26 protein-coding genes are annotated in these 26,135 nt (G+C 67.7%); 20 read left to right on the forward strand and 6 right to left on the reverse strand.

Annotated features, from left to right (window positions below; all coding sequences use genetic code 11):
* Positions 1–70 precede the first annotated feature (70 nt).
* A complete protein-coding gene (locus CUR96_RS18275) occupies positions 71–1,399 on the forward strand; it encodes a cytochrome P450 (protein ID WP_348639590.1) in 1,329 nt (442 codons plus the stop codon).
* A 22-nt stretch (positions 1,400–1,421) separates the two neighbouring features.
* Here the strand turns inward: CUR96_RS18275 and CUR96_RS18280 are convergent, their stop codons facing one another.
* Entirely contained in the window at positions 1,422–1,787 is a 366-nt protein-coding gene (locus tag CUR96_RS18280; protein WP_102194750.1) for a winged helix-turn-helix transcriptional regulator, read from the reverse strand.
* 64 nt (positions 1,788–1,851) lie between these two features.
* Between CUR96_RS18280 and CUR96_RS18285 the strand changes: the two genes are divergently transcribed.
* Both CUR96_RS18285 and CUR96_RS18290 read left to right on the forward strand, forming a co-directional pair.
* On the forward strand, positions 1,852–2,694 hold the full coding sequence (locus CUR96_RS18285) for an SDR family oxidoreductase (RefSeq protein WP_102194751.1): 843 nt from the start codon (positions 1,852–1,854) through the stop codon (positions 2,692–2,694).
* A 139-nt stretch (positions 2,695–2,833) separates the two neighbouring features.
* Entirely contained in the window at positions 2,834–3,781 is a 948-nt protein-coding gene (locus CUR96_RS18290; protein ID WP_102194752.1) for a GlxA family transcriptional regulator, read from the forward strand.
* 41 nt (positions 3,782–3,822) lie between these two features.
* On the opposite strand, the gene CUR96_RS18295 is transcribed toward CUR96_RS18290, so the two are convergent.
* Both CUR96_RS18295 and CUR96_RS18300 read right to left on the reverse strand, forming a co-directional pair.
* On the reverse strand, positions 3,823–4,455 hold the full coding sequence (locus tag CUR96_RS18295) for an isochorismatase family protein (RefSeq protein ID WP_102194753.1): 633 nt from the start codon (positions 4,453–4,455) through the stop codon (positions 3,823–3,825).
* A 137-nt stretch (positions 4,456–4,592) separates the two neighbouring features.
* A complete protein-coding gene (locus CUR96_RS18300; protein ID WP_102194754.1) occupies positions 4,593–5,522 on the reverse strand; it encodes an AEC family transporter in 930 nt (309 codons plus the stop codon).
* A 46-nt stretch (positions 5,523–5,568) separates the two neighbouring features.
* Between CUR96_RS18300 and CUR96_RS18305 the strand changes: the two genes are divergently transcribed.
* Entirely contained in the window at positions 5,569–6,075 is a 507-nt protein-coding gene (locus tag CUR96_RS18305) for a CGNR zinc finger domain-containing protein (RefSeq protein ID WP_245861484.1), read from the forward strand.
* 3 nt (positions 6,076–6,078) lie between these two features.
* Here the strand turns inward: CUR96_RS18305 and CUR96_RS18310 are convergent, their stop codons facing one another.
* Positions 6,079–6,465: a DUF1304 domain-containing protein gene (locus CUR96_RS18310; RefSeq protein WP_102194756.1), complete on the reverse strand. Its 387-nt coding sequence runs from the start codon at positions 6,463–6,465 to the stop codon at positions 6,079–6,081.
* A 99-nt stretch (positions 6,466–6,564) separates the two neighbouring features.
* On the opposite strand from CUR96_RS18310, the gene CUR96_RS18315 reads away from it, so the two are divergent.
* Entirely contained in the window at positions 6,565–7,158 is a 594-nt protein-coding gene (locus CUR96_RS18315) for a TetR/AcrR family transcriptional regulator (protein WP_102194757.1), read from the forward strand.
* A 175-nt stretch (positions 7,159–7,333) separates the two neighbouring features.
* Positions 7,334–8,782 carry a cellulase family glycosylhydrolase gene (locus CUR96_RS18320; RefSeq protein WP_219722022.1) on the forward strand — a complete coding sequence of 483 codons (1,449 nt, stop codon included), beginning with the start codon at positions 7,334–7,336 and terminating at the stop codon, positions 8,780–8,782.
* A 262-nt stretch (positions 8,783–9,044) separates the two neighbouring features.
* Here the strand turns inward: CUR96_RS18320 and CUR96_RS18325 are convergent, their stop codons facing one another.
* Positions 9,045–9,701, reverse strand: coding sequence for a hypothetical protein (locus CUR96_RS18325; RefSeq protein ID WP_102194758.1), 657 nt, complete (start codon positions 9,699–9,701; stop codon positions 9,045–9,047).
* Between the two features lie 212 nt (positions 9,702–9,913).
* On the opposite strand from CUR96_RS18325, the gene CUR96_RS18330 reads away from it, so the two are divergent.
* From CUR96_RS18330 to CUR96_RS18360, 7 genes are all read left to right on the forward strand, one after another.
* The gene (locus CUR96_RS18330) at positions 9,914–10,117 is read left to right on the forward strand and encodes a heavy-metal-associated domain-containing protein (protein WP_102194759.1); all 204 of its coding nucleotides are present in this window, start codon (positions 9,914–9,916) and stop codon (positions 10,115–10,117) included.
* Between the two features lie 41 nt (positions 10,118–10,158).
* Positions 10,159–11,070, forward strand: a complete 912-nt coding sequence (locus CUR96_RS18335) for a heavy-metal-associated domain-containing protein (protein ID WP_348639591.1) — start codon at positions 10,159–10,161, stop codon at positions 11,068–11,070.
* A gap of 37 nt (positions 11,071–11,107) precedes the next feature.
* Positions 11,108–13,366, forward strand: a complete 2,259-nt coding sequence (locus CUR96_RS18340) for a heavy metal translocating P-type ATPase (protein ID WP_102194800.1) — start codon at positions 11,108–11,110, stop codon at positions 13,364–13,366.
* Between the two features lie 189 nt (positions 13,367–13,555).
* Complete coding sequence (locus tag CUR96_RS18345) at positions 13,556–15,178, forward strand: sodium-dependent transporter (protein ID WP_102194761.1); 1,623 nt, start codon at positions 13,556–13,558, stop codon at positions 15,176–15,178.
* Positions 15,175–15,309, forward strand: a complete 135-nt coding sequence (locus tag CUR96_RS18350; protein WP_102194762.1) for a methionine/alanine import family NSS transporter small subunit — start codon at positions 15,175–15,177, stop codon at positions 15,307–15,309. Before CUR96_RS18345 ends, CUR96_RS18350 begins: the two co-directional genes overlap by 4 nt.
* A 50-nt stretch (positions 15,310–15,359) precedes the next feature.
* The gene (locus tag CUR96_RS18355) at positions 15,360–15,989 is read left to right on the forward strand and encodes an ABC transporter ATP-binding protein (RefSeq protein ID WP_102194763.1); all 630 of its coding nucleotides are present in this window, start codon (positions 15,360–15,362) and stop codon (positions 15,987–15,989) included.
* Positions 15,986–17,485: a DUF6297 family protein gene (locus CUR96_RS18360; protein ID WP_102194764.1), complete on the forward strand. Its 1,500-nt coding sequence runs from the start codon at positions 15,986–15,988 to the stop codon at positions 17,483–17,485. The genes CUR96_RS18355 and CUR96_RS18360 overlap by 4 nt, the downstream gene beginning before the upstream one ends.
* On the opposite strand, the gene CUR96_RS18365 is transcribed toward CUR96_RS18360, so the two are convergent.
* The gene (locus CUR96_RS18365; protein WP_245861486.1) at positions 17,486–18,505 is read right to left on the reverse strand and encodes a LacI family DNA-binding transcriptional regulator; all 1,020 of its coding nucleotides are present in this window, start codon (positions 18,503–18,505) and stop codon (positions 17,486–17,488) included.
* Between the two features lie 165 nt (positions 18,506–18,670).
* Between CUR96_RS18365 and CUR96_RS18370 the strand changes: the two genes are divergently transcribed.
* The 7 genes from CUR96_RS18370 to CUR96_RS18400 all read left to right on the forward strand — a co-directional run bounded on the left by CUR96_RS18370 (position 18,671) and on the right by CUR96_RS18400 (position 26,130).
* On the forward strand, positions 18,671–20,053 hold the full coding sequence (locus CUR96_RS18370) for an ABC transporter substrate-binding protein (protein ID WP_245861489.1): 1,383 nt from the start codon (positions 18,671–18,673) through the stop codon (positions 20,051–20,053).
* A complete protein-coding gene (locus tag CUR96_RS18375) occupies positions 20,053–20,994 on the forward strand; it encodes a carbohydrate ABC transporter permease (protein WP_102194767.1) in 942 nt (313 codons plus the stop codon). Before CUR96_RS18370 ends, CUR96_RS18375 begins: the two co-directional genes overlap by 1 nt.
* Before the next feature lie 9 nt (positions 20,995–21,003).
* Positions 21,004–21,837, forward strand: a complete 834-nt coding sequence (locus CUR96_RS18380; protein ID WP_102194768.1) for a carbohydrate ABC transporter permease — start codon at positions 21,004–21,006, stop codon at positions 21,835–21,837.
* A gap of 51 nt (positions 21,838–21,888) precedes the next feature.
* Positions 21,889–23,343 (forward strand): glycoside hydrolase family 32 protein, encoded by a 1,455-nt coding sequence (locus CUR96_RS18385; protein WP_245861492.1) that lies wholly within the window; start codon positions 21,889–21,891, stop codon positions 23,341–23,343.
* A 69-nt stretch (positions 23,344–23,412) separates the two neighbouring features.
* Positions 23,413–24,720, forward strand: a complete 1,308-nt coding sequence (locus tag CUR96_RS18390) for a SufS family cysteine desulfurase (RefSeq protein ID WP_102194769.1) — start codon at positions 23,413–23,415, stop codon at positions 24,718–24,720.
* Positions 24,717–25,154 carry a Fe-S cluster assembly sulfur transfer protein SufU gene (gene sufU / locus CUR96_RS18395; RefSeq protein ID WP_102194770.1) on the forward strand — a complete coding sequence of 146 codons (438 nt, stop codon included), beginning with the start codon at positions 24,717–24,719 and terminating at the stop codon, positions 25,152–25,154. Before CUR96_RS18390 ends, sufU begins: the two co-directional genes overlap by 4 nt.
* 34 nt (positions 25,155–25,188) lie before the next feature.
* Positions 25,189–26,130, forward strand: a complete 942-nt coding sequence (locus CUR96_RS18400; protein WP_102194771.1) for a GNAT family N-acetyltransferase — start codon at positions 25,189–25,191, stop codon at positions 26,128–26,130.
* The last annotated feature ends 5 nt before the right edge of the window (positions 26,131–26,135 follow it).

Consider the following 26,135-nt stretch of genomic DNA (forward strand, 5'->3'; position numbering starts at 1 on the left):
GTCCCTAGCACAGACTCCCCACGGACGCTCCCCCCTGGCGGCCCTTCCCCGGGGCTGGGATCGTCGCCCCATGGCAATGACGAACATCTCGGCAGCGGCACGCTCTCTCAACGCGCTCGTCCACGATGACGCCCCCTCGGTCCTGACTCGCGGCTACGGCTTCGGGAAGCGCATCTGGCAACGGGTCGAGCGCGGTGCCCGGTCGGCGCCGATGCGTCTGCTCGGGCACGATGCCGCTTTCGTTCGCGGCGTGGAGGGCGTCAGCCTGTTCTACGACGAGACGCGCATCGCCCGGCACGGGGCGATGCCCGCCCTCGTGCAGGAGACGCTCTTCGGACACGGCTCGGTGCACAGTCTCGACGGAGATGCGCACCATCACCGCAAGGCCGCCTTCGTCGACAGCGCCTATGAGGACGCGCAGGTCGAGCGATTGACGCCGTGGCTGGAGCGCGAGTGGGAGTCGGAGCGGAACGCATGGCTCGACGGCGGCACTCGCAGCGCGTACGAGGCGGCGACGGGCGCTCTTGGTCGCGCGGTGATGGCGTGGGCAGGGTTGCCCGGAACCCCCGCCGCGAAGACACGCTGGTCGGAGAGGCTCGCGCAGATCGTCGATGGGTTCGGCGCGCCGTACTCGCCCGCCTACGCCCTCGCGGTCCTCAACCGGGTGTGGTCCGATTGCCACTCCGCCGGCCTCATCGAGGCGGCGCGTGCCGGGGCGCTGCGAACCGAGCCCGGCACAGCGCTGGAAGTCTGGGCACATCATCGCGATCAGGCGGGAGAGCTGCTGCCCGCTCGCCTCGCCGGGGTCGAGCTGCAGAACAGCATCCGCCCGATGGTCGCGGTCGCACGCTTCGTCGCGTTCGCGGCGAAGGAACTCCACGACCGACCCGAATGGCGGGAACGCATCGCGGCCGAGACTGCGGCGAACGGGCGGCTCGTCGGCGGCGAGCTCGCGACGATGTTCGCACAGGAGATACGCCGCACCGCGCCCTTCGTGCCGATGCTCCCCGGTCGCACGATCGCCGACGTCGAGATCGACGGTCAGCACGTCGCCGCGGGAGGTCGCGTGGTGCTCGACATCCTCGGCACGAACACCGACGAGCACTTCTGGGCGAACCCGAAGCGCTTCGCACCCGAGAGATTCTCCGACGTCGAAGACTTCGAAGCGCTCCCGGCCTTCATCCCCCACGGCGGAGGTGACGTGGCGACCGGCCATCGCTGTCCGGGAGAGAAGCTCGCGGTGGCGGGCCTCTCCGCCGGTGTCGCCGTGCTGAGTGATCCGCGGCTGCGCATCCTGGGCTCCGGTCTCGGGGTGAACCGCCGCCGGCTGCCCACGATGCCGCGCTCCGGAGGCCGCGTGCGCTCGGCCGATGCGCCGAGTCGTTGCCCGTTCAGCTGAGACGGCGTCACCGCAAGACGGGTCAGCCGGTGACCGCGGACTCCTTTGGATCGTCGAGCCCGAAGAGCCGGGGCGGCACGGTCATCGCCCAGGCGTTCATGGCATCGAGGACGGGGCGGAGTTCCATCCCCACCGGAGTCAGTTCGTAGACGACGCGGGGCGGGATCTCGGCGTACGCGGTGCGCGTGACGAGCTCATGTGCCTCGAATTTGCGGAGACGGCTGGAGAGGGTGTGGGCGCTGATTCCAGGGAGGGCCGTGAGGAGTTCGTTGAATCGGTGCGGCTTCTTGAGGAGCTCTCGGACGATCAGAGTCGCCCACGGGCCGTCGAGCAGACTGAGGAAACGGGCGACGCCGCACTCCTCCAAGGCGCAATGGTCGAACTTCATGGCTTCAGATTACCTTCATTAGTGCATTTGACGTAACCGATGCATCATATGCACTAATGGAGTCATGACCTATATCGTTCACGGCGCCACCGGCGCCCAGGGTGCCCCCGTACTGTCCGCTCTCCTCTCCGCAGGACTCCCCGCCCGCGCCGCGGTGCGCGACACCTCCAAGCTCACTGATGTCGATGCCGTCTCGATCGATGTCGGCTCCGTCGACTCTCTCGTCGCGGCCTACGAAGGAGCAGAAGGCGTCTTCGTCCATCTGCCGATCGGCAGTCCCGACGACCAGCGCCGCTACGCGCTCGCGATCGGCGAGGCAATCCGTCGCGCACAGCCCGCGCGCGTCGTCTTCTCCACCAGCGGGTACTCGATCGACCCAGCGGCGGATGGCGAGGATGCTCCGAACGTGCTCGCGCGCGAGATCGCCGCATCGGGCGTCTCCTACGCGATCGTCGAGCCGCGTCTGTATCTCGAGAATCTCCTTCTCCCGCCGATGCTCGCCGCCGCACGCGAGGGGACGCTGCCCTATCCGCTTCGCGACGACTACGTGACATCATGGAGCTCGCACCTCGATGTCGCCGATGTCGTCGTTCGTCTGCTCACCTCGAGGGCCACCACCGGCATCGTTTCGGTGGGTGCGCTGCCGGGGCTGGTGGGTGCGGACCTCGCTGCCGGATTCGCCGGCTACTTCGGCCATGAAGTCACGTACGAGGCGATCTCACCTCAGACGATGGGGGAGATGATCGAGCCTCTCTTCGGCAGCGACTCGACCGCCCCCATCGTGGCGTCGTACGCCCACCGCGACACGCAGACGGGCGAGGAGATCCCCGAAGCGCGTTCCGCCCAGGCGTTGCTGGGGACACGGGTGCGCAGCGTCGAGGAGTGGTTGCGAGCGATGGCGGTCTGAGCGGCACGCCGGGCGCGATTCGAGCGGAGATTGCCACTCGACTCGGATCGTGCCCGTCCTGCTGGCTCTCCATAGACGCGCCTCGATTGGCACGCTAGTGCCCATACGATGGATTCAGGCCAATCCGAAAGGCGACCACATGAAGATCGCGATCCACGCTTTCGAAGGTGTGACGCTGTTTCACCTGTCGGTGCCGCAGATGGTCTTCGACGAGGTCACCAGGCAGGGTCTGGCCGACTGGGAGACGGTCCTCTTCTCCGACCGGGCCGGATCGGTGCGCACCGCTGAGGGCTACACCCTCGGGCGAGTGCAGGGCCTCTCCGCCACCGATGACGCCGATCTGATCGTGCTGCCCTCCTGGGTCGACGACGGCAGAGAGCTCCGCCCTGGGCTCCGCCGCGCTCTTCTCCGCGCTCACGACCGGGAAGCGGCCATCGCCGGGCTCTGCCTCGGCGCGATCGCGGTCGCCGACCTCGGATTGCTCGAGGGGCGCAGCGCCGTGACGCACTGGCGCGCCGCAGAGGGGCTGGCGATCCGGCATCCGGGAGTCGCCGTGGATTCCCGCGTGCTCTACCTGGACCACGGAGATGTGATGACCTCCGCGGGTACGGCCTCGGGCATCGACGCATGCCTGCACATCGTGCGCACGCGGCTGGGAGCGGAAGCAGCGAACCAGGTGGCGCGGAGTCTCGTCGTGGCCCCGCATCGCGAGGGCGGGCAGGCGCAGTACATCGAGCGACCCGTGGCACAGCGCTCGGCCGACGACCCGATCGGAGCGGCGTCCGCATGGGCACTGCGAAACCTTGCGGAGGACCTCTCCATCGAAAGACTCGCGCACGCGGCGCACATGAGTCGCCGAACCTTCGTCCGCGCCTTCCGCGACTCGACCGGAACGACGCCCGCCGCCTGGGTGCGATCGCGTCGCCTCGACGAAGCACGGCGCCTCTTGGAGACCACCGATCTGTCGGTCGACCAGATCGCCGCATCGTGCGGCTTCGGCAACCCCGTCACCATGCGGCAGAATTTCGCCGCAGCGTTCGGGAGCACGCCGTCGGGCTACCGCCGCCGGTTCGACGCGCGCTCCTGATCTCCACAGCGCCTGATCTCTGCTGAGCCGGGTGGGCGGGGTCAGGAGTGGGTTGCGGCACCCGCGGCGGCGGATTCGGGCAGGTTCCCCTTCGAGAGTGCGGTTCCCGACTCGAGGGCGGCGACCCAGGCGGCGGTCGGAGCGACGGCGGCCCAGTTCGAGTGCAGCAGCGCCATCAGTGTCGTGTGCACCGTCCTTGCGTCGGCCGATCCTGCGTCGTTCGCGATGTCGATCGCGCCGGTCGCGTCGGAGAGCACCTCGACGGTGATGCCACGGGTCTCGGCGTCGGCGGCCGAAGCGATGACGCAGTTGTTCGTCATGTAGCCCGCCAGGGTGATCGTGTCGATGTCGTTCCCCGACAGCCACTCGTGCAGGCCGGTGCCGGGGAAGATCGAGCTGTATTCCTTGACGAGCTTCTTCCATGCGCTCGCGTCGCGCTCCTCGAGTGATGCATGCAGCCGGAACTCCTGCTTCGTCGGGTTGAACACCGGCGCGGCATCTCCCGCATCGTGCTGCACCATGACGACCGGGATGCCTGCGCGTTCTGCGGCGTCGACGGCATCCGCGATCCGTCGGATCGACTCGTCGCGGGGCGGGTACTGAATGGGCAGCAGGCCGGTGAAGTACTCCTGTTGGGGGTCGATGACGATGAGAGCGCGGCGGGGAGCGGACACGAGTCCTCCTGGTGGAAAGGAGCGGATGTTGTTATCCAGCATCGCTCCTGAGTCGCTGGATCACCATTGGCACGCATGCACGCTACCGATGAGTTCACGCCAATCCGCATCCTCGTTGGGAGGGCATCGACGACGGGTCACCGCGACAGCGCATCCGAGAGCAGGAGCATGAGCGGGATCGTGGCAATGGAGAGGACGGTCTGGGCGCCGGTGATCGCGGCCATGAGCCGGGTGTCACCGCCCATCCGCGCCGCCAGGATGTACGCGCTCGGCGCTGTGGGAACGGCTGTGATGAGAACGATGCTGGTCAGTGTCGGCTCGGTCGTCCCGACGGCGATGGCGAACGACATGGCGGCGAGGGGCAGCAGGCCGAGCTTCAGCACCGAGGCGATGCCGATGTCGAGAAGGTCGCGAAGGCGGAAGGCGAAGCGGAGAGCCGCGCCGGCGATGAGAGTGCCGGCGACGAGAGCGGGCGACGCCACCATCTCGAGCGATGTGTGCAGGAATCCGGGTATGCGGATGCCCGTCACGTTGATCATCAGGCCGACCGCGCACGCCAGGATGAGCGGGTTCGTCGCCAGGTCGCGCCAGAGCGAGGAGGGCGGGCGGGTGGCGTCGGCCGCGCCGTGGATGGAGAGCGTCGTGACGCAGACCAGATTCACGAGGGGCACGACGATCGCGCTGGCGAGGGCGAACGTCGCGACGCCGGCCTGGCCGTCCAGCGCGGATGCGAAGACGAGCCCGATGTACGTGTTGATCCGGATCGACCCCTGCATGAGAGAGGTGAGCTGCGGCCCGTTCGCGCGCGTGAGTCGCGCGACCCCGAATGCCAGTGCGGCCACGAGAAGGATCGGGACCGCCACGCTCGCGAAGAGCGGACCCGGTGCCACGATCCCGAGATCGGCCTCGCCGATCGACGTGATGAAGAGGGCCGGCGTGAACACCCAATAGCTCATCCATGACAGGCCAGCCCAGAACCGTTCGTCGGTGAGGAACCGTCGCCGTAAGAGGAGACCGCCCCTGAGGAGCAGAATGATCGGCGCGATCCCGTCGGTGATGACATCCATACCTCAACCGTGATGCAATGGGTCAGTGCAGTTCAACCATGACAACATGACCGGCCCTCTGCTCGCCGCGGATCTCGTGACCCTGCGGGGGAAGGGGTGGAGCGCGGAGGGTGCAGCGGAGATCCTGGCCGCGCACCAGATCCGCCGAGGAGATCTCGATACGGGCTCCGCCGAACTGCTCGGCCAATGGGCCGACCGGCTGGCTTCGGTGTTCCGTGCCGAAGGCGTCGGCCGGCGGTGCGAGGAGATCAACGAGCTCCTCGCGTCCGGCACGGCGCTCCCGTATCTGACGACCCATGACGGACTCCGCCCGCATCTGCACTTCGCATCCGATGCGCAGGACGTCGTGGCACGCGTCCGCGCCGTCACGGCCGGCGGACTCGCGCTGTTCGCGGTGGAGTCCGAGGGGGCACGGCTCGGCCTCTGTCAGCGCGGCGGGTGTGCGGTCGCCTTCGTCGACACGAGCCGGAACGGGCGGCGGGCCTACTGCTCAGCGAAGTGCGGCAACTACGATGCGGTGCGCCGTCACCGCGCCCCGCTCAGCCGTCGATGAGCGTCAGAGAGCGAGACCGATCGCCAGCGCGATGACGCCGAGAGCAGGGATGACGCCCTGCTTGAGGGCGGCGCCGGCCTTGTCGGGGCTCGAGATGATCAGGACGATGCTGGCGGCCACCATCGAGCCCGCGCCGACGAAGACCATGGTCGCGCCGATGACCGGCTGGCCGACGGCGAAGGCGATCATGCCGCCGATCACCGCAATGGCGAGGAACAGGTTGTAGAAGCCCTGGTTCAGGGCGAGGCTCTTCGTCGTCTCGGCTTCCTCCGCGGTGGTGCCGAATGTGGCGCGGGCGCGATCGGACGTCCAGGCGATCGACTCGAGATAGAAGATGAACACGTGGATGAGTGCCGCGATGCCCGTGAGTGCCAGTCCTGCGAGGATCATGATCGTTCCGTTCCGGGCTGACTCCAGCCCCGCCTTCAGTTATTGAATCGTTCGGTCCAATATATACTGGACTGAACGGTACGCAAAATTGGAGGACGGGTGGGCAGAGTGCAGGTGTTCGACACCGACGAGGTCGTGCGCGCCGCGCGCTCGGTGTTCTGGATGCATGGCTACGACGCCGCTTCGCTTCCTGATCTGGAGCGCGCGACCGGGCTGAGCCGCTCCAGCATCTATAACTCCTTCGGCTCGAAGCGAGGCCTGTTCGACGCCGCAGTCCAGAGTTATCTCACCGAGGTGATCCGGCCGCGGCTGCATCCGCTGATCGTGGAGCCGGTGGCTCCCGGCGCGATCCTGGACTACTTCGACGGGTTGCGCACAGCGCTCCTGAGTGCCGAGTCCCTGCCGTCGACGAGCGGCTGCCTGCTCGTCAATGCCGCATCCGCGTCGATCGGGCACGATCCCGCCGTCGCGGGGATCATCGCGGACTACCGCGCCGGGATGGGCACGGCGATCGCGGCCGGCATCGACGCCCATCTGGGCGATGCCTCTGCGGCCGAGCGCGAGCGGATCGCGGAAGCGTGCGCGGGTCTGGTGATCGCGGCGTTCGCGCTGGTGCGCGTCGATCCTGCGAGGGCCGGGCAGGCGATCGCCACGGCACGCGATCTCGTGATCGCGGCCGAGCGCGCTGCCTGACGGCATTCGTCTCGATCTTCTGCCTTCTGAGCCTTTCTCACTCGAGGACTGGTCGCGCCGTCCGGCTGTGGATACACTCTCATCGCAAGGCATTCATAAAGAACATTTCCTAATGAGGATGCTCCGCCATACCGACACGGGTGCACGACGACGTGCTCCCACGAAAGGATGACCGATGAGGAAAGCCATGATGAGGACCGGGCTCGCCGGGCTCGCCGCGGTGCTCGTGACAGCCGCGATGATCATGCCGACGGCGGCTGCGGCCGACCCGGTCGGCACGCTGGCCGACACGCTGATCTCGCAGGGGAGGCCCGCCACCGCATCCTCGATCGAGGACTCGACGTTCACGCCGGGCAAGGCCGTCGACGGCAACTCCGCAACGCGCTGGGCGAGTGAGGAAGGCTCCGCTCCGCAGTGGATCACGGTGGACTTGGGCGCCGGCGCCACAGTGTCGAAGGTTGACCTCAACTGGGAGGCGGCTTACGCCAAGGGGTACAAGATCCAGCTCTCCGCGGATGGCACCACCTGGGCCACACTCAAGACCGAGACTGCGGGCAACGGCGGCACTGACAGCTGGACCGGCTCGGGCACCGGACGCTACCTGCGCATCTACAACACCGTCCGCGGCACGGCGTGGGGCTATTCGCTGTGGGAGCTCAAGGTCTACGGCACCGCCGGTTCGGGTGGCCCCGCCACCGGCACGCCGGTCGAGAAGGCCGGCACGCTGCAGGTGTGCGGTCTCAAACTCTGCAACGAGGACGGCGTCCCCGTGCAGCTGCGAGGCATGAGCACGCACGGACTGCAGTGGCACCGCGACTGCATGACAGACTCCGCGTTCGACGCCCTGGCCGGGCCGTGGGGTGCGGATGTCGTGCGCCTGTCGACGTATGTGGAAGACGACGGGTACGTCAGCAACCCCACCTACTTCACGAACCTCGCCGGTGACCTGATCCAGAAGACCCACGACCGCGGCATGTACTCGATCGCCGACTGGCACATCCTCGAAAAGGGCGACCCCAACGTCAACCTCGAGAACGCCAAGAAGTTCTTCACAGCGATCGCTACGCGCCACGGCGGCAAGGGCACGGTTCTCTACGAGATCGCCAACGAGCCGAGCGGCGTCTCCTGGAGCACGATCAAGAGCTACGCCGAGAAGATCATCCCGGTGATCCGCGCGATCGACCCCGACGCGGTCATTCTCGTCGGCACGCCCGACTGGTCATCCTTCGGGGTGTCCGGAGACCACGGCCCCGCGCCGATCATCGCCAACCCGGTGAACGCGACGAACATCATGTACGTGTTCCACTTCTACGCGACCTCGCACCGCGACGAGTACCTCACCGCACTCGACAACACGTCCGACGTGCTGCCCACGTTCGTCACGGAGTGGGGAGCGGAGGAGTACACCGGCGGTGGAGCGCTCGACCTTCCGATGGCGGAGCGATACCTCGACCTCATGGCCGAGAAGGACATCAGCTGGGTGAAGTGGAACTTCTCGGACGACCCGCTCAGCGGCGCCGCGTTCAAGGTCGGCACCTGCGACACGAACGGACCGTGGACCGGTTCCACACTGAAGCCGGTCGGCACCTGGGTCATCGACCACGTGCGGGCCGGAGCGCTCTGACGGGGCGGCATATCGGCTGACGACGACGGCCCGGGGCGTGAAGCCCCGGGCCATCGTTCGTCACCGGTAGAAGACGAACACCCACACGAGGAATGCGGTGCCGCCCACCACGAAGAGGGTGGTGCCGATCACCTTCATCCGCTCCACCGCCGGATTGCTGCTGCGGTAGTAGCGGTTCATGCGCCGATGCCTCCACCGGCGACGCGCTCCCGAGGGCCGCCTGGTGCTCATGACTGCTCCATGGCTGTGCATCCGAGCCGGCCTACAGGGCCGTGAGGACCGGGTTGCTCGGGGTGAGGTCGGTCCAGTTCACCGTTCCGGTGCCGCCGATCACGGAGCCGATGCTCGACGGGTTCGTGATGTCGAAGCAGAGGCTGTAGGTGCACTCGACCTGAGGGATCGGGAGGAGCGGGATGAAGATCGCCGTGAAGGTCATGCAGAGCTTGGTCGGGATCTTGGGCGTGTACGGCGGGATGAGGTCGTTCGGCATGTTCACCTGGCCCAGCACCGAGAAGGTGGAGGTGAAGGCGCTGATCTGTCCGATGGTCCCGACGCCGGTGGTGGCGCCGATCGTGTAGTTGCTCGAGGTGCCATCGCTGAAGGAGATCGTTCCGCCGACCCCGAGGACGGTGTACGCGGGCTTGAAGAAGCCGACGTCGCAGCCACCGCTGTTGAGGTTGAAGACGATGCTGCCTGTGACGGTGCCGAGGTTGAGCACCGTGAGCGATTGGGCGCTGAACGCGCCGAGCGAGCCGGTGGTGAGGCAGCCGCAGCCCGGGCCGTTGGTCGAGGCGGCGGCAAGCGGCGTCGCGACGGCCAAAGCGATGGCGGGTGCCGTCCAGGCGATCCCCTTCGCGATCGAGCGACGAGAGATCCCTTCGCTCGGCTGCGACTTCGGCTGCTGATCGTTCGTTTCCATGTGATTCCCCATGTCTTCCCCAGTTGCGGGCGCATCGTCGTCGAGCGCACGCATGAAAGGGCCGACATGACCCCTTCGCATAAGAGACGCACTTCGAGCCGGAACATTACGTGGAACACCGAGAGTGGAAGATTCGATGCCTTCGGGAATACCCCTAGGGGGTATATGGTTGACATCAGTATGGACAGGAAGTCCCAGACGAGAGGAACATCATGACCACGAACGAGTACCAGGTGACCGGCATGACCTGCGGACACTGCGAGATGTCGGTTCGCGAAGAGGTCGAGCAGATCGCGGGCGTCGAAGGCATCCAGGTGAGCGCGAAGACGGGTCGTCTCGTCGTCACGGGGCCGGCCGACGACGCCCAGGTTCTGGCCGCTGTCGAAGAGGCCGGCTACTCGGCCGTCCGCGTCTGATGAACGCCGGCGGACGGCTCGCGCTCTACGGGGCAGGATTGGTGGTCGCATTCGGTGCGGCCTTCGCCGTCGCAGGCGCGGTCGTCCCCGGCGACAAGGCTGCGACATGGGTCGAGAAGGAAGAGATGAACGGTCACACGGAAGAAGCAGGAGCCTCGACGCACGGGTCGGCGGCACACGCGACGGCGGATGCTCTGAAGGGCCTGTCCCTGAGCGCCGGCGGATTCACGCTCGCGCCCGTCGACGCGCCGGCGGCGGTCGGCGAATCCGGCACGTTGAGCTTCCGCATCCTCGACGAGGACGGCGCACCGGTGACGTCGTACGCCACGGCGCACGACAAGGAGCTGCACCTCATGGTGGTGCGTTCCGACGGGGAGCTGTTCCGCCATGTGCATCCCGAACTCGATGAGGGCACGGGCACGTGGTCGCTTCCCTGGACCTGGACGGATGCCGGGACCTACCGCGTCTACGCGGACTTCACTCCGGATGAGAAGGGTGCCCCCGGGGTCACGCTCACGCGCACCGTCGAGGTCGCAGGGACGTTCGCCCCGGCGCATCCCGCGCTGACGAAGACCGACGAGGTCGACGGATACAGGGTGTCGCTGGAGGGCGACCTCGCGGCCGGATCGGCGAGCGAGCTCGAGATCACGGTCTCGCGCGACGGTGCGCCGGTGACGACCCTGCAGCCGTACCTGGGCGCGTTCGGGCATCTCGTCGCGCTGCGGGAGGGCGACCTCGCCTACCTGCACGTGCACGCCGAGGGCGACGATCCCCAACCAGGAGAGACATCGGGACCCGAGATCGGGTTCGTGGCCGAAGCCCCGACGGCCGGAAGGTACCTGCTGTACCTCGATTTCCAGGTGGACGGCGCGGAGCACAGCGCCCGGTTCGTCGTCGAGGCGACGCAAGCACCGCATGCCGAGGATTCCAGCACGCACGACGATTCGCACTGATCCCACGAGGACAAGACGCGGAGAGAGAGGAATGACGATGAGCACATCGGCAGCGCCGGTGAGAGGACCGGGCATGGAGCTGGAGATCGGCGGTATGACCTGCGCCTCCTGCGCGATGCGCATCGAGAAGAAGCTGAACAAGCTCGACGGCGTGCAGGCGAGCGTGAACTACGCCACGGAGAAGGCGAAGGTGACAGTTCCGGAGGGATACGACCCCGCCCTGCTGATCGCGGAGGTCGAGAAGACCGGCTACACCGCCGCATTCCCCAGGACCGAGGTCGCGAAGGCAGCCGAGGGCCACGCAGACGACCCCGAGCTGACGTCACTGCGCCAGCGGCTGATCGGCTCGATCGTGCTGACCGTGCCCGTGATCGCGATGGCGATGATTCCCGCGCTCCAGTTCACCTACTGGCAATGGGCGTCTCTCGCGCTCGCCGCTCCCGTCATCATCTGGGCGGCATGGCCGTTCCATCGCGCAGCATGGATGAACCTCAAGCACGGCGCGGCGACGATGGACACCCTCATCTCGATGGGAACGTCCGCGGCATTCCTCTGGTCGCTGTACGCCCTGTTCTTCGGCACCGCCGGAACCGCGGGGATGACGCATCCGTTCGAGTTCACGATCGCCCCCTCCGACGGCGCCGCCAACATCTACCTCGAGGTCGGCGCAGGGGTGACGATGTTCATCCTGGCCGGCCGCTACTTCGAGAAGCGGTCGAAGAAGCAGGCGGGTGCGGCGCTGCGGGCCCTGCTGGAACTCGGCGCCAAGGAGGTCTCGGTGTTGCGAGACGGGGCCGAGGTGAAGATCCCGACGGCGGATCTCGCGGTGGGCGACGAGTTCATCGTGCGGCCGGGGGAGAAGATCGCGACAGACGGCGTCGTCGTCTCGGGCACATCCGCGGTCGACGCGTCGATGCTCACCGGAGAGTCGGTGCCCGTCGAAGTCCGCGAGGGGGATGCCGTCGCCGGAGCCACCGTGAACGCCGGCGGTCGCCTGGTCGTGCGCGCCACCAGAGTCGGCGCCGATACGCAGCTGGCGCAGATGGCCCGGCTCGTCGAGGAGGCGCAGACCGGCAAGGCCGAGGTGCAGCGCCTCGCCGACCGCGTCTCCGGAGTGTTCGTTCCGATCGTGATCGCGATCGCCGTGGCCGCCCTCGGTGCCTGGCTGGGCGCCGGGTTCCCGGTGACGGCCGCGTTCACGGCCGCAGTCGCCGTGCTCGTGATCGCCTGCCCGTGCGCCCTCGGCCTGGCGACGCCGACGGCTCTGCTCGTCGGGACGGGGCGGGGCGCCCAGCTCGGCATCCTGATCAAGGGTCCTGAGGTGCTGGAGTCGACCCGCCTGGTCGACACCGTGGTGCTGGACAAGACCGGCACCGTCACCAGCGGACGGATGACTCTCGTCGACGTCTTCGCCGAGCCCGGCGTCGACCGCGCAGAACTTCTCCGCTTCGCCGGTGCGCTCGAGGACGCTTCCGAGCATCCGATCGCGCAGGCGATAGCCAAGGGTGCGACTCAGGAGGTCGGCGCGCTGCCCGCTCCCGAGGACTTCGCGAACATCGAGGGCAAGGGCGTGCAGGGCATCGTCGACGGGATCGCCGTCGTCGTCGGCCGCGAGTCGCTGCTGGCCGACTGGTCGCAGCACCTCAGCCGCGAAGTCGCGGAGGCGAAGGCGGACGCCGAAAGCGAGGGCAAGACCGTCGTCGCGATCGGCTGGGACGGAAAGGCCCGCGGCATCCTCGTCGTGGCCGACACGGTGAAGCCGACCAGTGCCGAGGCGATCGCCCAGCTCAAGCAGCTCGGCCTCACCCCGGTCCTCCTCACGGGCGACAACGAGGCCGTCGCCCGCCGGATCGCCGCCGAGGTCGGAATCGAGCAGGTGCACGCCGAGGTCCTGCCGAAGGACAAGGTCGCGGTAATCCGCAGACTCCAGCAGGAGGGCAAGGTCGTCGCGATGGTCGGCGACGGCGTCAACGACGCCCCTGCCCTCGCGCAGGCAGACCTCGGGCTGGCCATGGGCACCGGAACGGACGTCGCGATCGAGGCATCCGACATCACGCTCGTCCGCGGTGATCTGCGAAGCGCGGTCGACGCGATCCGCCTGTCGCGCCGCACCCTCTCGACGATCAAGACGAACCTCTTCTGGGCCTTCGCGTACAACGTCGCAGCGATCCCGATCGCCGCGCTCGGGATGCTCAACCCGATGCTCGCCGGTGCGGCCATGGCGTTCTCCAGCGTCTTCGTGGTCGGGAACAGCCTGCGCCTGCGGGGGTTTCGCAGCGTCGCTGCCGAATCGTGAGGCGCCCCTCGGGACACTCGTCTGCTCAAAATCACACCTGCATGCCGAGAAACCGGCTTCTCGGCATGCAGGCGTGATCTGAGCAGACTGGTGTACCGCGGGCGGGCGAAGACCGAGGGGCACGACGGTATCGGGCGGCGTCCGCCTGCTTCCCCGATGGGGGCCGCGTACTCCGGTAGGGTCGCGGACATGGCGAACGCAACGACGCAGGCACCCAAGCGGGAGGCCTTCGGCTCCAGGAACGTGTTCATCCTCTCTGCGATCGGCTCCGCCGTCGGCCTCGGGAACATCTGGCGCTTCCCCTACGTCGCGTATGAAGGAGGGGGCGGGGCGTTCCTCATCCCCTATCTGTGCGCGCTGCTGACCGCCGGCATCCCGTTGCTGTTCTTCGACTACGCGATCGGCCACCGCTTCCGCGGATCGGCCCCGCTCGCCTTCCGGCGCATCCACCGCGCCGCGGAGCCGCTGGGGTGGTGGCAGGTGCTGATCTGCGTCGTCATCTCGGTGTACTACGCCGTCATCATCGCGTGGGCGGCGATGTACACCTGGTTCTCGGCGCAGCTCACCTGGGGGCCGGGCAACGAGAACGACTTCTTCTTCGTCGACTTCCTGAAGTCGGCGGATGTCGCCGCAGTCGGCGTCTCCACCGAGTTCGTGCCGCAGGTCGGCGTCCCGCTGATCATCGTCTGGCTCGTCGTCATCGGGATCATGGCGCTGGGTGTCAAGCGCGGCATCGGCAGGGCGAACATGATCCTGATGCCATTGCTCACGGTGATGTTCGCGATCCTCGTCGTGCAGTCGCTGTTCCTCCCCGGGGCGATGGACGGCCTCAATGCCTTCTTCAAGCCGAACTGGGAGGCTCTCGCCGACCCGGCCGTGTGGGCATCGGCGTACGGCCACATCTTCTTCTCGCTCTCCGTCGCCTTCGGGATCATGGTGACGTACTCCTCGTACCTGAAGCGCAAGACCGACCTCACCGGCTCGGGTCTCGTCGTCGCGTTCGCCAACTCGGGCTTCGAGATCCTCGCCGGCATCGGAGTGTTCGCGGCCCTCGGCTTCATGGCCCAGGCGCAGGGCACCGAGGTCGCCGGCGTCGCATCGTCCGGCATCGGACTCGCGTTCATCGCCTTCCCCACGATCGTCTCCAACGCCGCCGGCGGCTCGATCATCGGAGTGCTGTTCTTCGGAGCCCTGGTGTTCGCCGGTGTCACCTCGCTCATCTCGATCCTCGAGGTGATCGTCGCCGCCCTGCAGGACAAGCTCGGCTGGGGTCGCATCCGCACCACTCTCGTGGTGTCGGTCCCGCTCGCGCTCGTCTCGATGGCGCTGTTCTCGACGACGACAGCACTGTCGGTGCTCGACACCGCCGACGCCTTCGTCAACGCCTTCGGCATCATGGCGGTCGCGCTCGTCGCCGTCATCGTGGTGGCCTGGATGCTGCACAAGCTGCCGGCTCTGCAGGAGCACCTCAACCGCCGCTCGAGCTTCGGCGTCGGTCCCATCTGGAAGATCTGCGTCGGCGTCCTCGGTCCGATCGTGCTCGGCTACCTGCTCGTCAGCGAGATCATCGCGAAGACCTCGGCCCCGTACGGCGACTATCCGGCATGGTTCCTCGCGATCTTCGGCTGGGGGATGGTCATCTCGCTGGTGATCCTCGCGCTCGTGGTGTCGGTCCTCCCGTGGAGCGGCCGTTCGCACGCGAAGGACGACCCGGAGTACGACGAGTTCCTGGTCGACGAGAGCTACGACGCGGATCCGGAAACAGGGACGATCGACGCGCAGGTACCGTCCGAGAAGGGAGCACGCGCATGACCACGACAGCGATCGTCATGATGATCATCGCCATGGTCACGGTCTGGGGCGGCCTCATCGCCGCGATCGTGAATCTCGCACGCCACCCCGAGGTCGCCGAGTCGGAGCCTGCTCCGCCCGTCGAGCTTTAGCGGAGCGAGCCAACCAGCGGCGAACCGCGGGGAACTGCAAGACTGGACGCATGATCGAGGTGGATGGCGTCGGCGTCGTCGCGGGCGACGTGACACTGCTCGCTCCCACATCCGTCAAAGCGTCTCGGGGCGAATCGGTTGTGGTGCGCGGTCGCAATGGGTCCGGAAAATCGACGCTGCTGCGGGTGCTCGCGGGTGTCCGGACGCCTACGAATGGAACGGTGCGGATCGGCGGCAAGACCGTGCGCGCACGAGATCCGCAGTTCCGACGTCGGGTGGCTGCGATGATCGGCCTGCCGCCGATGGCATCCGACCTCACCGTGTTCGAGCACGTCCTGCTGGTCGCGACGACCTGGGTCGATGACGGGACCGCGGCTTCCGCGCTTGCGCACGCGACGCTCGCAGAGCTGGGGCTCGACGCTCTGGGGCGACGATTTCCGCATGAGCTGTCGTCGGGGCAGACGCAGCTGTTCGGCCTCGCTCTGGTGCTGGCCCGGCCGTTCGAGGTTCTGATCCTCGACGAACCGGAGCAGCGGTTGGATCCGGAGCACGTCGAGACGGTGATGCGCGTGCTGGCCGCGAGACGCGACGCCGGTGCGACGCTGATCGTCGCGACGCACAGTTCCGCACTCGCGGACGGCTTGGCCGATCGCACTCTCCGGCTGGATGCGGCGGCATGAGCACCCGGACCGCGACCGCGATCGCGATCTGGCGTGCCCGGAGCATCCGAGCCGACGGTGATCGCGGATTCCTCGTCTACATGGTGATCATGGTCGCCCTCGTCACCGTTGTTCCGCTCGCCCGCGCGGTGTGGCTGAACATGTCCAGCGTTGAATCGGTCGCCGTCCTCTCCTCGCCGGCCGCGCCGGCGGCGGCGACCTTCCTCGTCGCGCTCCTGTGGGCGCTCGGCATCCTCATCGGGCGTGACCGCGGCCCTGCCCTGCGGCCGCCGTTCCTGACCCATGTGTTCACCACGGGTGACCTGCAGCGATCGGATGCGTTCCGGGGGCCGCTGCTGCGTGCCGGCTTGTTCGTGATCTCGCTCACGACGGTCACCGCCGGCCTTGTCGGCGGTGCGCTGTTGAGCCATGGACTGACCGATCTTCTCAGCGCGAGCGTGTTCACGGCGATCGCCGCGGTCGTCGGCGTCATCACGACGCTGACCTGGCTCGCGGGACAGGCCTTCCCGCGGCTTGCGGTGCCGGTCGGACTCGGCTTCCTCGTGCTCGGTGCGCTCAGCGCATTCGTTCCCGTCGCGCAGGCATTCACACCCTGGGGATGGGCCGGTCTGGCCTACCCCGGTGGCACGCCCGCCACTCCGGCACCGCTGACCGCCCTGACCGCAGTGGCGGCGCTCCTCGCCGTTGCGGCTCCGTCGATGCTGAATCGCCTGGACTCGAGCGCTCTGGCGGAGCAGGCCGCACGATGGGAGTCCGCCACGATCCACGCAGCGGGCATGGACTTCAGCATGGCCGTGGGCCTCTATCGAGGGCGCCCGCACAGAGGGCGCCGCTCTCGGGCGGTGCGGCCGCTCAGGCGACTGGCCTGGACGTTCCTGGTCCGCGATGCGCTCGGCGCACTCCGCACCCCTGGACGCCTCATCGCCGGCATCCTCGCCCTGGGAGTCGCCGGAGCACTTGTCGCGCTCGCATTCATGCCGGGTGTGCCGAGAGAAGTTGTGGGAGCGTTCGCCGGTCTGATCGTGTTCGCGGCACTGGGGCCGCTCACGGACGGCATCCGGCACGCGGCGGGCGTTGCGGCGGACTTGCCGCTCTATGGGATCAGCGATGAACGTCTCATCGCGAACCACTCCCTCTTCCCGCTCGCCCTGATCCTCATCGTGTCGCTCGCGGTGGTGACCGTCGTCGCCTTCGCCACCGGCAGCGGCGTCGTCGCACCGCTCCTCGGCTCCGTCGTTCTCGGGATGCTCATGCTCGTCGCGCGGGTCAGTAACACGTTGAAGGGTCCTCTCCCGCCCGAGCTCCTCACCCCGATCCCGACGCCGATGGGAGACCTCGGAGCGGCCGTTCGGATGGCCTGGGCCCTGGACGGCGTCCTGCTCGCCGCCGTCGTCGGTGCATCCGCCGTGCTCTCGTTCGAGTCGCCTGTCCTGCTCCTGAGTGCGGGCGGCGTCCTCGTCGCCGTAGGGATCAGTCGCTGGCGGCGCCGGTCCTGATCATTTCACGTCGGCGATCGGACCGACCGATTCCCGTTCGATGAGCGGCATCGGCACCAGCTCGTGCGCCGGCTCGCTGTCGCCGAGCAGCATCCGCACGCCGCGTCGAGCCATCTCCTCGTAGGGCAGCCGTGCGGTGGTGAGTCCCGGGCGCTGGTAGCCGGCGAGCTCCTCGTCGTCGTAGGAGATCACCGAGATGTCGCGCGGCACGCGTGCTCCGCGCTCGGCCAGTGCCTGATAGACCCCGAAGGCGACGTTGTCGTTGCAGGCCAGGATCGCGGTGAGGTCGGGATGGGCATCCAGCATCCGATGCGTCTCGGCGTAGCCGATCTGCGGAAGCCAATCCGGCACGGCCACGCGCACCGGGACGATTCCCGCCTCGGCGAAGGCCTCTTCCATCCCGGCGAAACGCAGATCAATCGTCACGCTCTCGCGCGGATTGCCGAAGATATGGAGGACGTCGCCGATCAGTCCGATCCGGCGGTGCCCCGCCGTGGTGAGCCGCCGTACGACCGTCAGCCCGGCCGTGCGCTCGTCGGGGAGGACGCTGGGGTGGTCTGCGGTGGTCTTCCCGTTCACGACGACTACCGGCACGGTCGTCTCGGGCAGGTCGATCAGTCGCGCCCCGAGGAGGCCGACGAGCACTCCGTCGACCCGCCGGTCGATCATCGACTCGAACGCGTCGGCGATGCCCGCCTGGCCGGCCTCTCCGGCTTCGGCGATCAGCACGGAATGGCCGAACTCCTTGGCGGCGGCGAGGACGCCGCTGATCATCCCGGAGGCGTAGCGGGTGATGGTCACCTGGTCGGAGATGAACCCGATCGCCCGGGTCTTCCCGAGCCGCAGGCTCTGCGCGGCGGGGTTGGGGCGGTAGCCGAGTTCGGCGGCGGCGGCCCGCACGCGTTCAGCCGCATCCTCGGACAGGCGGGTGCCCGGCTTGTCGTTGAGGATCATGCTCACGGCCGCCTTCGACATGCCGGAATGCCGGGCGACGTCGGCGAGTGTGATGCGTCGCGCCATCGGCTTGTCCATCATCTGCCTCCCGACATCTGCTGAACCATTTCAGCACATCTCTTGCCATCGGGTCGGATCGAGTGCTACTTTCCTTTTTGCTGAATCAATTCAGCACCTGAGTTCGTCGCAGTCGACGGCTCGGGCGGAAACCTACGAGCAGGGAACGACAACGTGGTTGAACTCAGTCGCAGGGCGATGATCGCCCTGCTCGGCCTCGGCGCCATCGGCACCGCCGTCTCATGGCCCCGCCTCACCGGCGGCGACATCCCCGGCAGAGGAGATGACGCCCTGACCGTCGCGCTCTTCGGCACGGCGCAGGATGCCGCGGCCCGGCAGGCGCTCGTCGAAGGGTTCCAGCGGAAGCATCCGGGAATCGCCGTGCGCATCGTGGCGATCCAGGGTCAGGACTGGAGCAACTACTTCGCCAAGATCCTCACCATGGTCGCGGCGGGGACGCCGCCGGATGTCGTCACGGTCGCCACCGAGGGAACCCAGTTGTTCGCCTCGCGGATGGCGCACCCCATCGACGAGTACGTGCAGCGCGACGGCGATGAACTGAAGGAGTACTTCGACGACGTGCATCCCGCACTCGTCGAGGCGTTCATGTACAAGGGCAATCTCTTCCAGCTGCCCGACAACTTCAACGCTCCGAACATCTTCTACAACACCGGAGCGCTCGAGCGGGCGGGGCTGGAGCGTCCGCGCGACGACTGGACGGTCGACGACTTCTTCCAGGTGTCGCGTGCGATGAAGAAGTCGGCCGATGGCAACTTCCTGCCGTACTTCTGGAACAACCGCCTCTGGGGCGGAGTGGTGCCCTGGCTGTACGTGAACGACACCAGCTTCCTCACGGAGGAGAAGGCACCCGGCGGGGACTGGCTCTGGAACAGGTTCTATCCGAACGAGAAGCCGCGCGGTGGCGGACCCCTGTGGCAGAACGCCGACGCTCTCAACGAGCGCACGATCGAGAGCTTCGAGGTGCTGCAGCAGATGGTCGGCGAGGGCATCGCGGCCAACCCGGCGCAGGGCGGCGGCAATGAGCTCGTCTCGCTGTTCTCCACCGGCAAGGTCGGGATGACGCCGGCCGGCGGATTCTGGGTCCAGGGCCTGAACGACGCCGGCGTCGCCGGCGACGAGTACGACGTGAGCTTCTTCCCGAAGATGCGCAGCCAGCGGCATCAGTTCGGTGCCGGCGGCTACGCGATCATGGAGACCTCGCCCCGCAAGGACGAGGCCTGGGAGTGGCTGAAGTACTGCATCTCCGACGAGGGCATCCGCATCGCCCATCCGCGCCCGGATTCGTCGATCCCGCGTCGCTCGATCAACGACGAGCTGTACGGCGCCGGCATGGGGCCGAAGCACTGGCAGGTGTTCTACGACACCCTCGACAAGTTCCCCGACACCGGGCCGATGCCCGCACCTCCGCAGCAGGCGGCCGTCGAGTCCGCGCTGATCAAGAACGTCGTCACGACCATCACCAACGGCCCCGGTGGCGTCCGCCGCGGACTCGAGACCATGCAGCGCGACCTCGAACTCGCCCTGAAGGGACGATGATGTCCACCACGACGCTCTCGACCCGCGCCAACATCGTCCCTCCGGGTGTGAAGCCCGCTCCGGAGAAGAAGCGCGGCAACCGCCTGCTGATCTGGGTGTTCCTCGCCCCGACTGTGATCGGGCTCGGAATCTTCACGTTCATCCCCATCATCGGCTCCATCGTGCTGGCGTTCTTCCGCTGGGACATCATCACCGCTCCCGAGTTCGTCGGGGTCGATAACTTCGTGCAGCTCGCCGCCAATCCGACCGTGCGGGTGTCGTTCCTGAACACGATCGGCTTCGTGATCGTGGCGGTGATCCTGCAGCTGGCCGTCGCGCTCGGCCTGGCGGTGCTGGTGCAGTCGAAGATGCCGAACTGGCTGCGCACGTTCTTCCGATCGGCGCTGTTCTTCCCGCTGATCCTGTCGGCAGCATCCGTCTCCCTGGTGATGGCGTACCTGTTCAATCAGGAGTTCGGCCTGGTGAACCAGGTGCTCGGCTGGTTCGGCGTCGCCAAGCTCGGCTGGCTCACCACCGGCTTCGGCGCGAAGGTCGTCGTACTGCTGGTCTACGTGTGGCAGAACTTCGGCTTCACCTTCCTGCTCTTCATCGGCGGCGTCGCCGCCATTCCGAAGGAGGTCTACGAGGCATCCTCGATCGACGGCGCGACCGGATGGCGGCAGTTCCGCCAGATCACCATCCCCTTGATCAGTCCGACGATGCTGGTCGCGAGCGTGATGGCGATCATCGGCGCCCTGCAGATCTTCGATCAGCCCTACGTCCTCACGCGAGGCGGACCCGGAGATGAGACCCGCACCGCGGTGATGGTCATCTACGAATCCGCCTTCCAGCAGCTCGAGTTCGGTCTCGCCTCGGCGATCGGCATCGTGCTGACCATCCTGATCATGCTGGTGACCGCAGTGCAGTTCCAGCTCAGCAAGCGTTTCGTCTTCTACGGGTGAGGAACTGACATGACTATCCAAGCGGTCCAGAAGACCTCCCCGCTGCGCGGACTGGGTTCGTTCGGCAAGTACGCGCTGCTCATCGTCGCCGCGTTCCTCACACTGGCCCCGGTCGTGTGGACCCTCATCACTGCGATGTCGCCGCAGAACGTCGACACCGGCGCCGTCGAGTTCGGCCTCGGCGCGTTCGCCGACGTCTTCGCGCGCATTCCGGTGTGGCTCTACACCTGGAACAGCGCCCTGGTGACGCTGCTGATCGTGGTCGGGCAGATGCTCAGCGCGGCGATGGCGGGATACGTCTTCGCGCGATTCGAGTTCCGCAGCAAGAAGATCCTGTTCATGCTGATCCTCGCCACGATGATGGTGCCGATGCAGGTGACGATCGTGCCGGTGTTCATGCTCGTGAGAGGCATGGGCCTCGCCGACACCCTGCTGGCGCTGATCGTGCCGGCGCTGCCGACGGCGTTCGGCACGTTCCTCATGAGGCAGTACTTCCTGAGCCTGCCGCCCGAGCTCGCCGAGGCGGCCGAGATCGACGGCGCCGGACCCTGGCGGGTGTTCTTCGGCGTCTATCTGCCGCTCGCGACACCGGGCCTGGCCATCGTCGGCATCCTCGCGTTCAACTACCACTGGAACGAGTTCTTCCGTCCCTTGATCATGACGATCAGCGATCAGAACTTCACGCTGCCTCTGGGCCTCGTCACGCTGCAGGGCAACCTCGGCACCGGAAGCGTGGCGACGGTGCTCGCCGGCGTCATCATCTCGATGATCCCTGCGCTGCTCGTGTTCATCTTCGGGCAGAAGCCGCTGCGCGAAGGCCTCACCGCGGGTGCCGGCAAGTAGCCGCAAATCCTGAATCCGACCTCGACCCCGACCACCTGAAGGAAGCCGTAAGTGACCGACGCCGACGCGCCCCGACCCGTCCTGCATTTCACCCCGGAGCGGAACTGGATGAACGACCCGAACGGGCTCGTCTTCCACCGCGGCAGGTACCACTTGTACTACCAGTGCAATCCGGAGGGGACGATCCACGACCACATCAGCTGGGGGCACGCGTCCAGCACCGATCTCACCCACTGGGAGCACCATCCGATCGCGATCCGCGACGATGAGGCCGGGGAGATCTTCTCCGGATCCGCCGTCATCGATCACGGCAACACGTCGGGTTTCGGCTCGGCCGACGCGCCGGCGCTGGTCGCGCTTTACACCCAGGCATCGAGGAACCCGAGCCGACAGGCGCAGTCGCTCGCCTACAGCATCGACGATGGCATGACCTGGACGAAGTACGCGGGCAACCCGGTGCTCGATCGCGGCACCGGGGAGTTCCGCGACCCGAAGGTGTTCCGTTACGACGGGCCGGCCGGCAGCTACTGGGTGATGGTCGCCGTCGAGGCGGTCCACCGGCAGGTGCTGCTGTATCGCTCCGATGACCTCACGCGCTGGACGTTCCTGTCGAGCTTCGGACCGGAGCGGGCCGTCGACGGCGTTTGGGAATGCCCGGACCTGTTCCCGCTCGCGGTCGACGGCGACCCGTCAGACGTGCGCTGGGTGCTGATCATCAGCCTCAGCCCCGGCGGCGTCGCGGGCGGCTCAGGCACCCAGTACGTCATCGGCCGTTTCGACGGCGTGACTTTCAGCGCGGATACCGAGGCGACCGGAGAGGCCGTGGACTGGCTCGACTTCGGGCGGGATTGCTACGCCGGTGTCACCTTCGACGGCCTGGCCCGCGAGGAGCGGACGATGATCGCGTGGATGTCGAACTGGGATTACGCGCGCGAACTCCCTGCCGGAGACGGACTCCTCCAGCGCGGAATGATGACGCTCCCTCGGCGGCTCTCCCTCGTACGCCACGACGGGCGGCTGCGGCTCCGGCAGCAGCCGGTCGCCGCTCCGCTCGAGGACGAGGTCGCGATCGAGGCGGCATCCGTCGACGAGCGGGTCACGCTGATGGAGCGGCTGCCCGAAGCCGGGCGGATGACGCTGCGCGTGGACACTCGGGATGCGGCGGGGTTCGCCCTCCATCTGCGATGCGACCCCGCAGGCGGCGACGGCATCGTCCTGGCCTACGATCGCCAGGAGGGGCACATCAGCCTGGATCGCCGGGCCGGTGGCGATCAGGTGCACGAGAGCTTTCCGAGCGTCGAAGTCATGCCGGTCTCCGGCGCTGAGCTCCTCGAGCTCGTCATCTGGCTGGACCGCGCGTCGATCGAGATCTTCGCCGACGGCGGCACCCGCGTGCTCACCGATCTCCTGCCCCCGCAGCGCGGCACGGCGCTCGCCATCGAAGGGCGAGGGGGCGCGGTGCGGGTCGAGAGGATCGCGGTGGCGGAGGCCGTCGTCCCGGGATGAGGAGCGGTGCGGGTGGTGCCGGTCGGGCTTCCCGACCCCATACACAGCCGCAGGTGGGAAACTGGAACGATGAGCGCTCCCGTCGTCACGAATCTCGCCACCCCCCTGAGCGAGGCGGAAGTGCTGCGCATCCGCGAGGACTTCCCGATCCTGCAGACGCAGGTGAACGGGCATCCGCTCTCCTATCTCGATTCCGGCGCGACATCGCAGCGCCCGCTGGCGGTGCTGGATGCCGAGCGCGAGTTCGCATCGACGATGAACTCGGCTGTGCATCGCGGAGCGCACACCCTCGCCGCCGAGGCGACGGAGCTGTTCGAAGACGCCCGCAGCACGCTCGCTCGTTTCATCGGCGCCGATGACGACGAGATCGTCTGGACCTCGAACGCCACCGAGGCGATCAACCTCGTCGCCTACTCGCTCTCCAACGCCTCCGCCGGCCGCGGCGGCGCCGAAGCCGACCGGCTCCGGCTCCGGGAAGGCGACGAGATCGTCGCCACCGAGATGGAGCACCACGCGAACCTCATCCCGTGGCAGGAGCTCGCCGCCCGCACCGGTGCGACGCTGCGGGTCATTCCGGTCGACGACGACGGCGCCCTGCGACTCGACGACGCGGCCGCCATCATCAACGCCCGCACCCGGATCGTCGCCGTCACCCACGTCTCGAACGTGCTCGGCGTGATCAACCCCGTGGCCCAGCTGATCGCCATGGCGCGCGAGGTCGGCTCGCTCGTGCTGCTCGACGCCTGCCAGTCGGCCCCGCATCTCCCGCTCGACGTCAAGGAGCTCGACGTCGACTTCGCCGTGCTCTCCGGCCACAAGATGCTCGGCCCCACCGGGATCGGCGCTCTCTACGGTCGGCGCGAACTCCTCGAGGCCATGCCGCCGTTCCTCACCGGCGGGTCGATGATCACCACCGTCACGACGACGGCCGCCGAGTACCTGCCGCCGCCGCAGCGCTTCGAAGCCGGCACGCAGCGAGTGTCGCAGGCGATCGCGCTCGCCGCCGCCGCCGACTACCTCACGGCGGTCGGGATGCCGCGGATCGCTGCGCACGAGGCCGCCTTCGGCCGTCAGCTCGTCGACGGGCTGAGCGCGATCGAGGGCGTTCGCGTGCTCGGCGCCGGCATCGACCTGCCACGGGTCGGGCTCGCCAGCTTCGATGTCGCCGGCATCCACTCCCACGATGTCGGCCAGTTCCTCGACGATCTCGGCATCGCGGTGCGCGTCGGGCATCACTGCGCCCAGCCGCTGCACCGCCGGCTCGGTGTCACCTCCTCCACGAGGGCGAGCACCTACCTCTACACGACGCAGTCCGAGGTGGATGCCGTGATCGATGGCGTCGCCGCGGCGATCCAGTTCTTCCGGAGGGGCGCATGAGCGACCTGCAGAACCTGTACCAGGAACTCATCCTCGACCACTCCCGCACGCCGTACGGCTTCGGCCTGCGCGATGCGGTCGCAGCGCAGTCGCACCAGGTGAACCCGACCTGCGGGGACGAGGTCACTCTGCAGGTGCACCGTGGGGCGGACGGCACCATCGAGGCGATCGCGTGGGAGGGCCACGGATGCGCCATCTCGCAGGCATCCGCCTCGCTGTTCGCGGAATTGGCCGAAGGACTGACGGTCGACGAGGTGGAAGTGCGCATCGCCGCGTTCCGAGAGGCCATGCGCTCCCGCGGGAAGATCGAGCCCGATGAGGAGCTGCTCGGCGACGCCGCGGCTCTCGGCGGGGTGTCCAAGTACGTCGCCCGAGTGAAGTGCGCAATGCTCGCCTGGGTCGCCGCAGAGGACGCGCTGCACAAGCTGGGCTGATCCGTCGGGAGCGACGGCAGAGGAGGATGGACGCATGCCTCTGACGCTGCTGCCGCTGCCCGCCGATCGCTACGACGCCTGGCTGGAGGCCACCAGGGCTCGGCTCATCCGGCTGCGGCAGGAATCGGGGATGCGGCCGGGGCAGGATGCGGTCGACCAGGCCGATGCCTACTTCACCGACCTGCTTCCCGACGGGTTGGACACCGCGACCTCACGCATCCTGCGCATCGTCGACGACGTGGACGGTGAGATCGGCACGGTCTGGCTCGGGCTGAGCAGCCCCAAGCTGTTCGTCGTCGACCTCGCTTTCGCCGTCACGCCCACCGACGCGCAGCACGACGCTCTCTTCGCCGCGGTCCTGGCGACGGCGCGAGAGCGCGGGGTAAGCAAGGTGAGCATGGCCCTCTTCCCTCAGGATGCCGAGGGGCATCGGTTCGTCGAGGGGAGGGGCTTCGAGGTCTCGTCGATCCAGATGCTGCTCGAGCCGCTTCCGGACCGGGAGGTCGCCGCGCATGTCGACGTGGTGCCGATGACCCCGGAGCGTTACCCGCGGTACGCCGTGGAGTCGGAGGCGGCGTTCGCCCAGGATCTCGTCGATGCGGGACGGTACACGATGGGGGAAGCGGTGGAGGAGTCGCACCGGCAGTTCCTCGACGAGCTTCCGCACGGGCTGGACACGCCCGGCCAGGAGCTGTTCACCGCGTCTGTCGACGGCGCCGAGGTCGGCATCCTGTGGATCGGCATGCGCCGGAGGGACGGTCGTCGTCACGCGTTCGTCCTCGACATCGAGGTGGCCGCCGACCAGCGGCGCAAGGGGTACGGACGCGAGCTCATGCACGCGGCTGAACGAGAAGCGGCAAGGCTCGGCGCCGGGTCGATCGGGCTGCACGTGTTCGGGTTCAACGGGGGCGCCGTCTCGCTCTACGAGCAGCTCGGATACCGGCGAGTCGAGGAGCACCACCTCCTGGAACTGTGAACCGG

The sequence above is a fragment of the Microbacterium aurantiacum genome, from assembly GCF_002872075.1.
Taxonomy (GTDB): domain Bacteria; phylum Actinomycetota; class Actinomycetes; order Actinomycetales; family Microbacteriaceae; genus Microbacterium; species Microbacterium aurantiacum_A.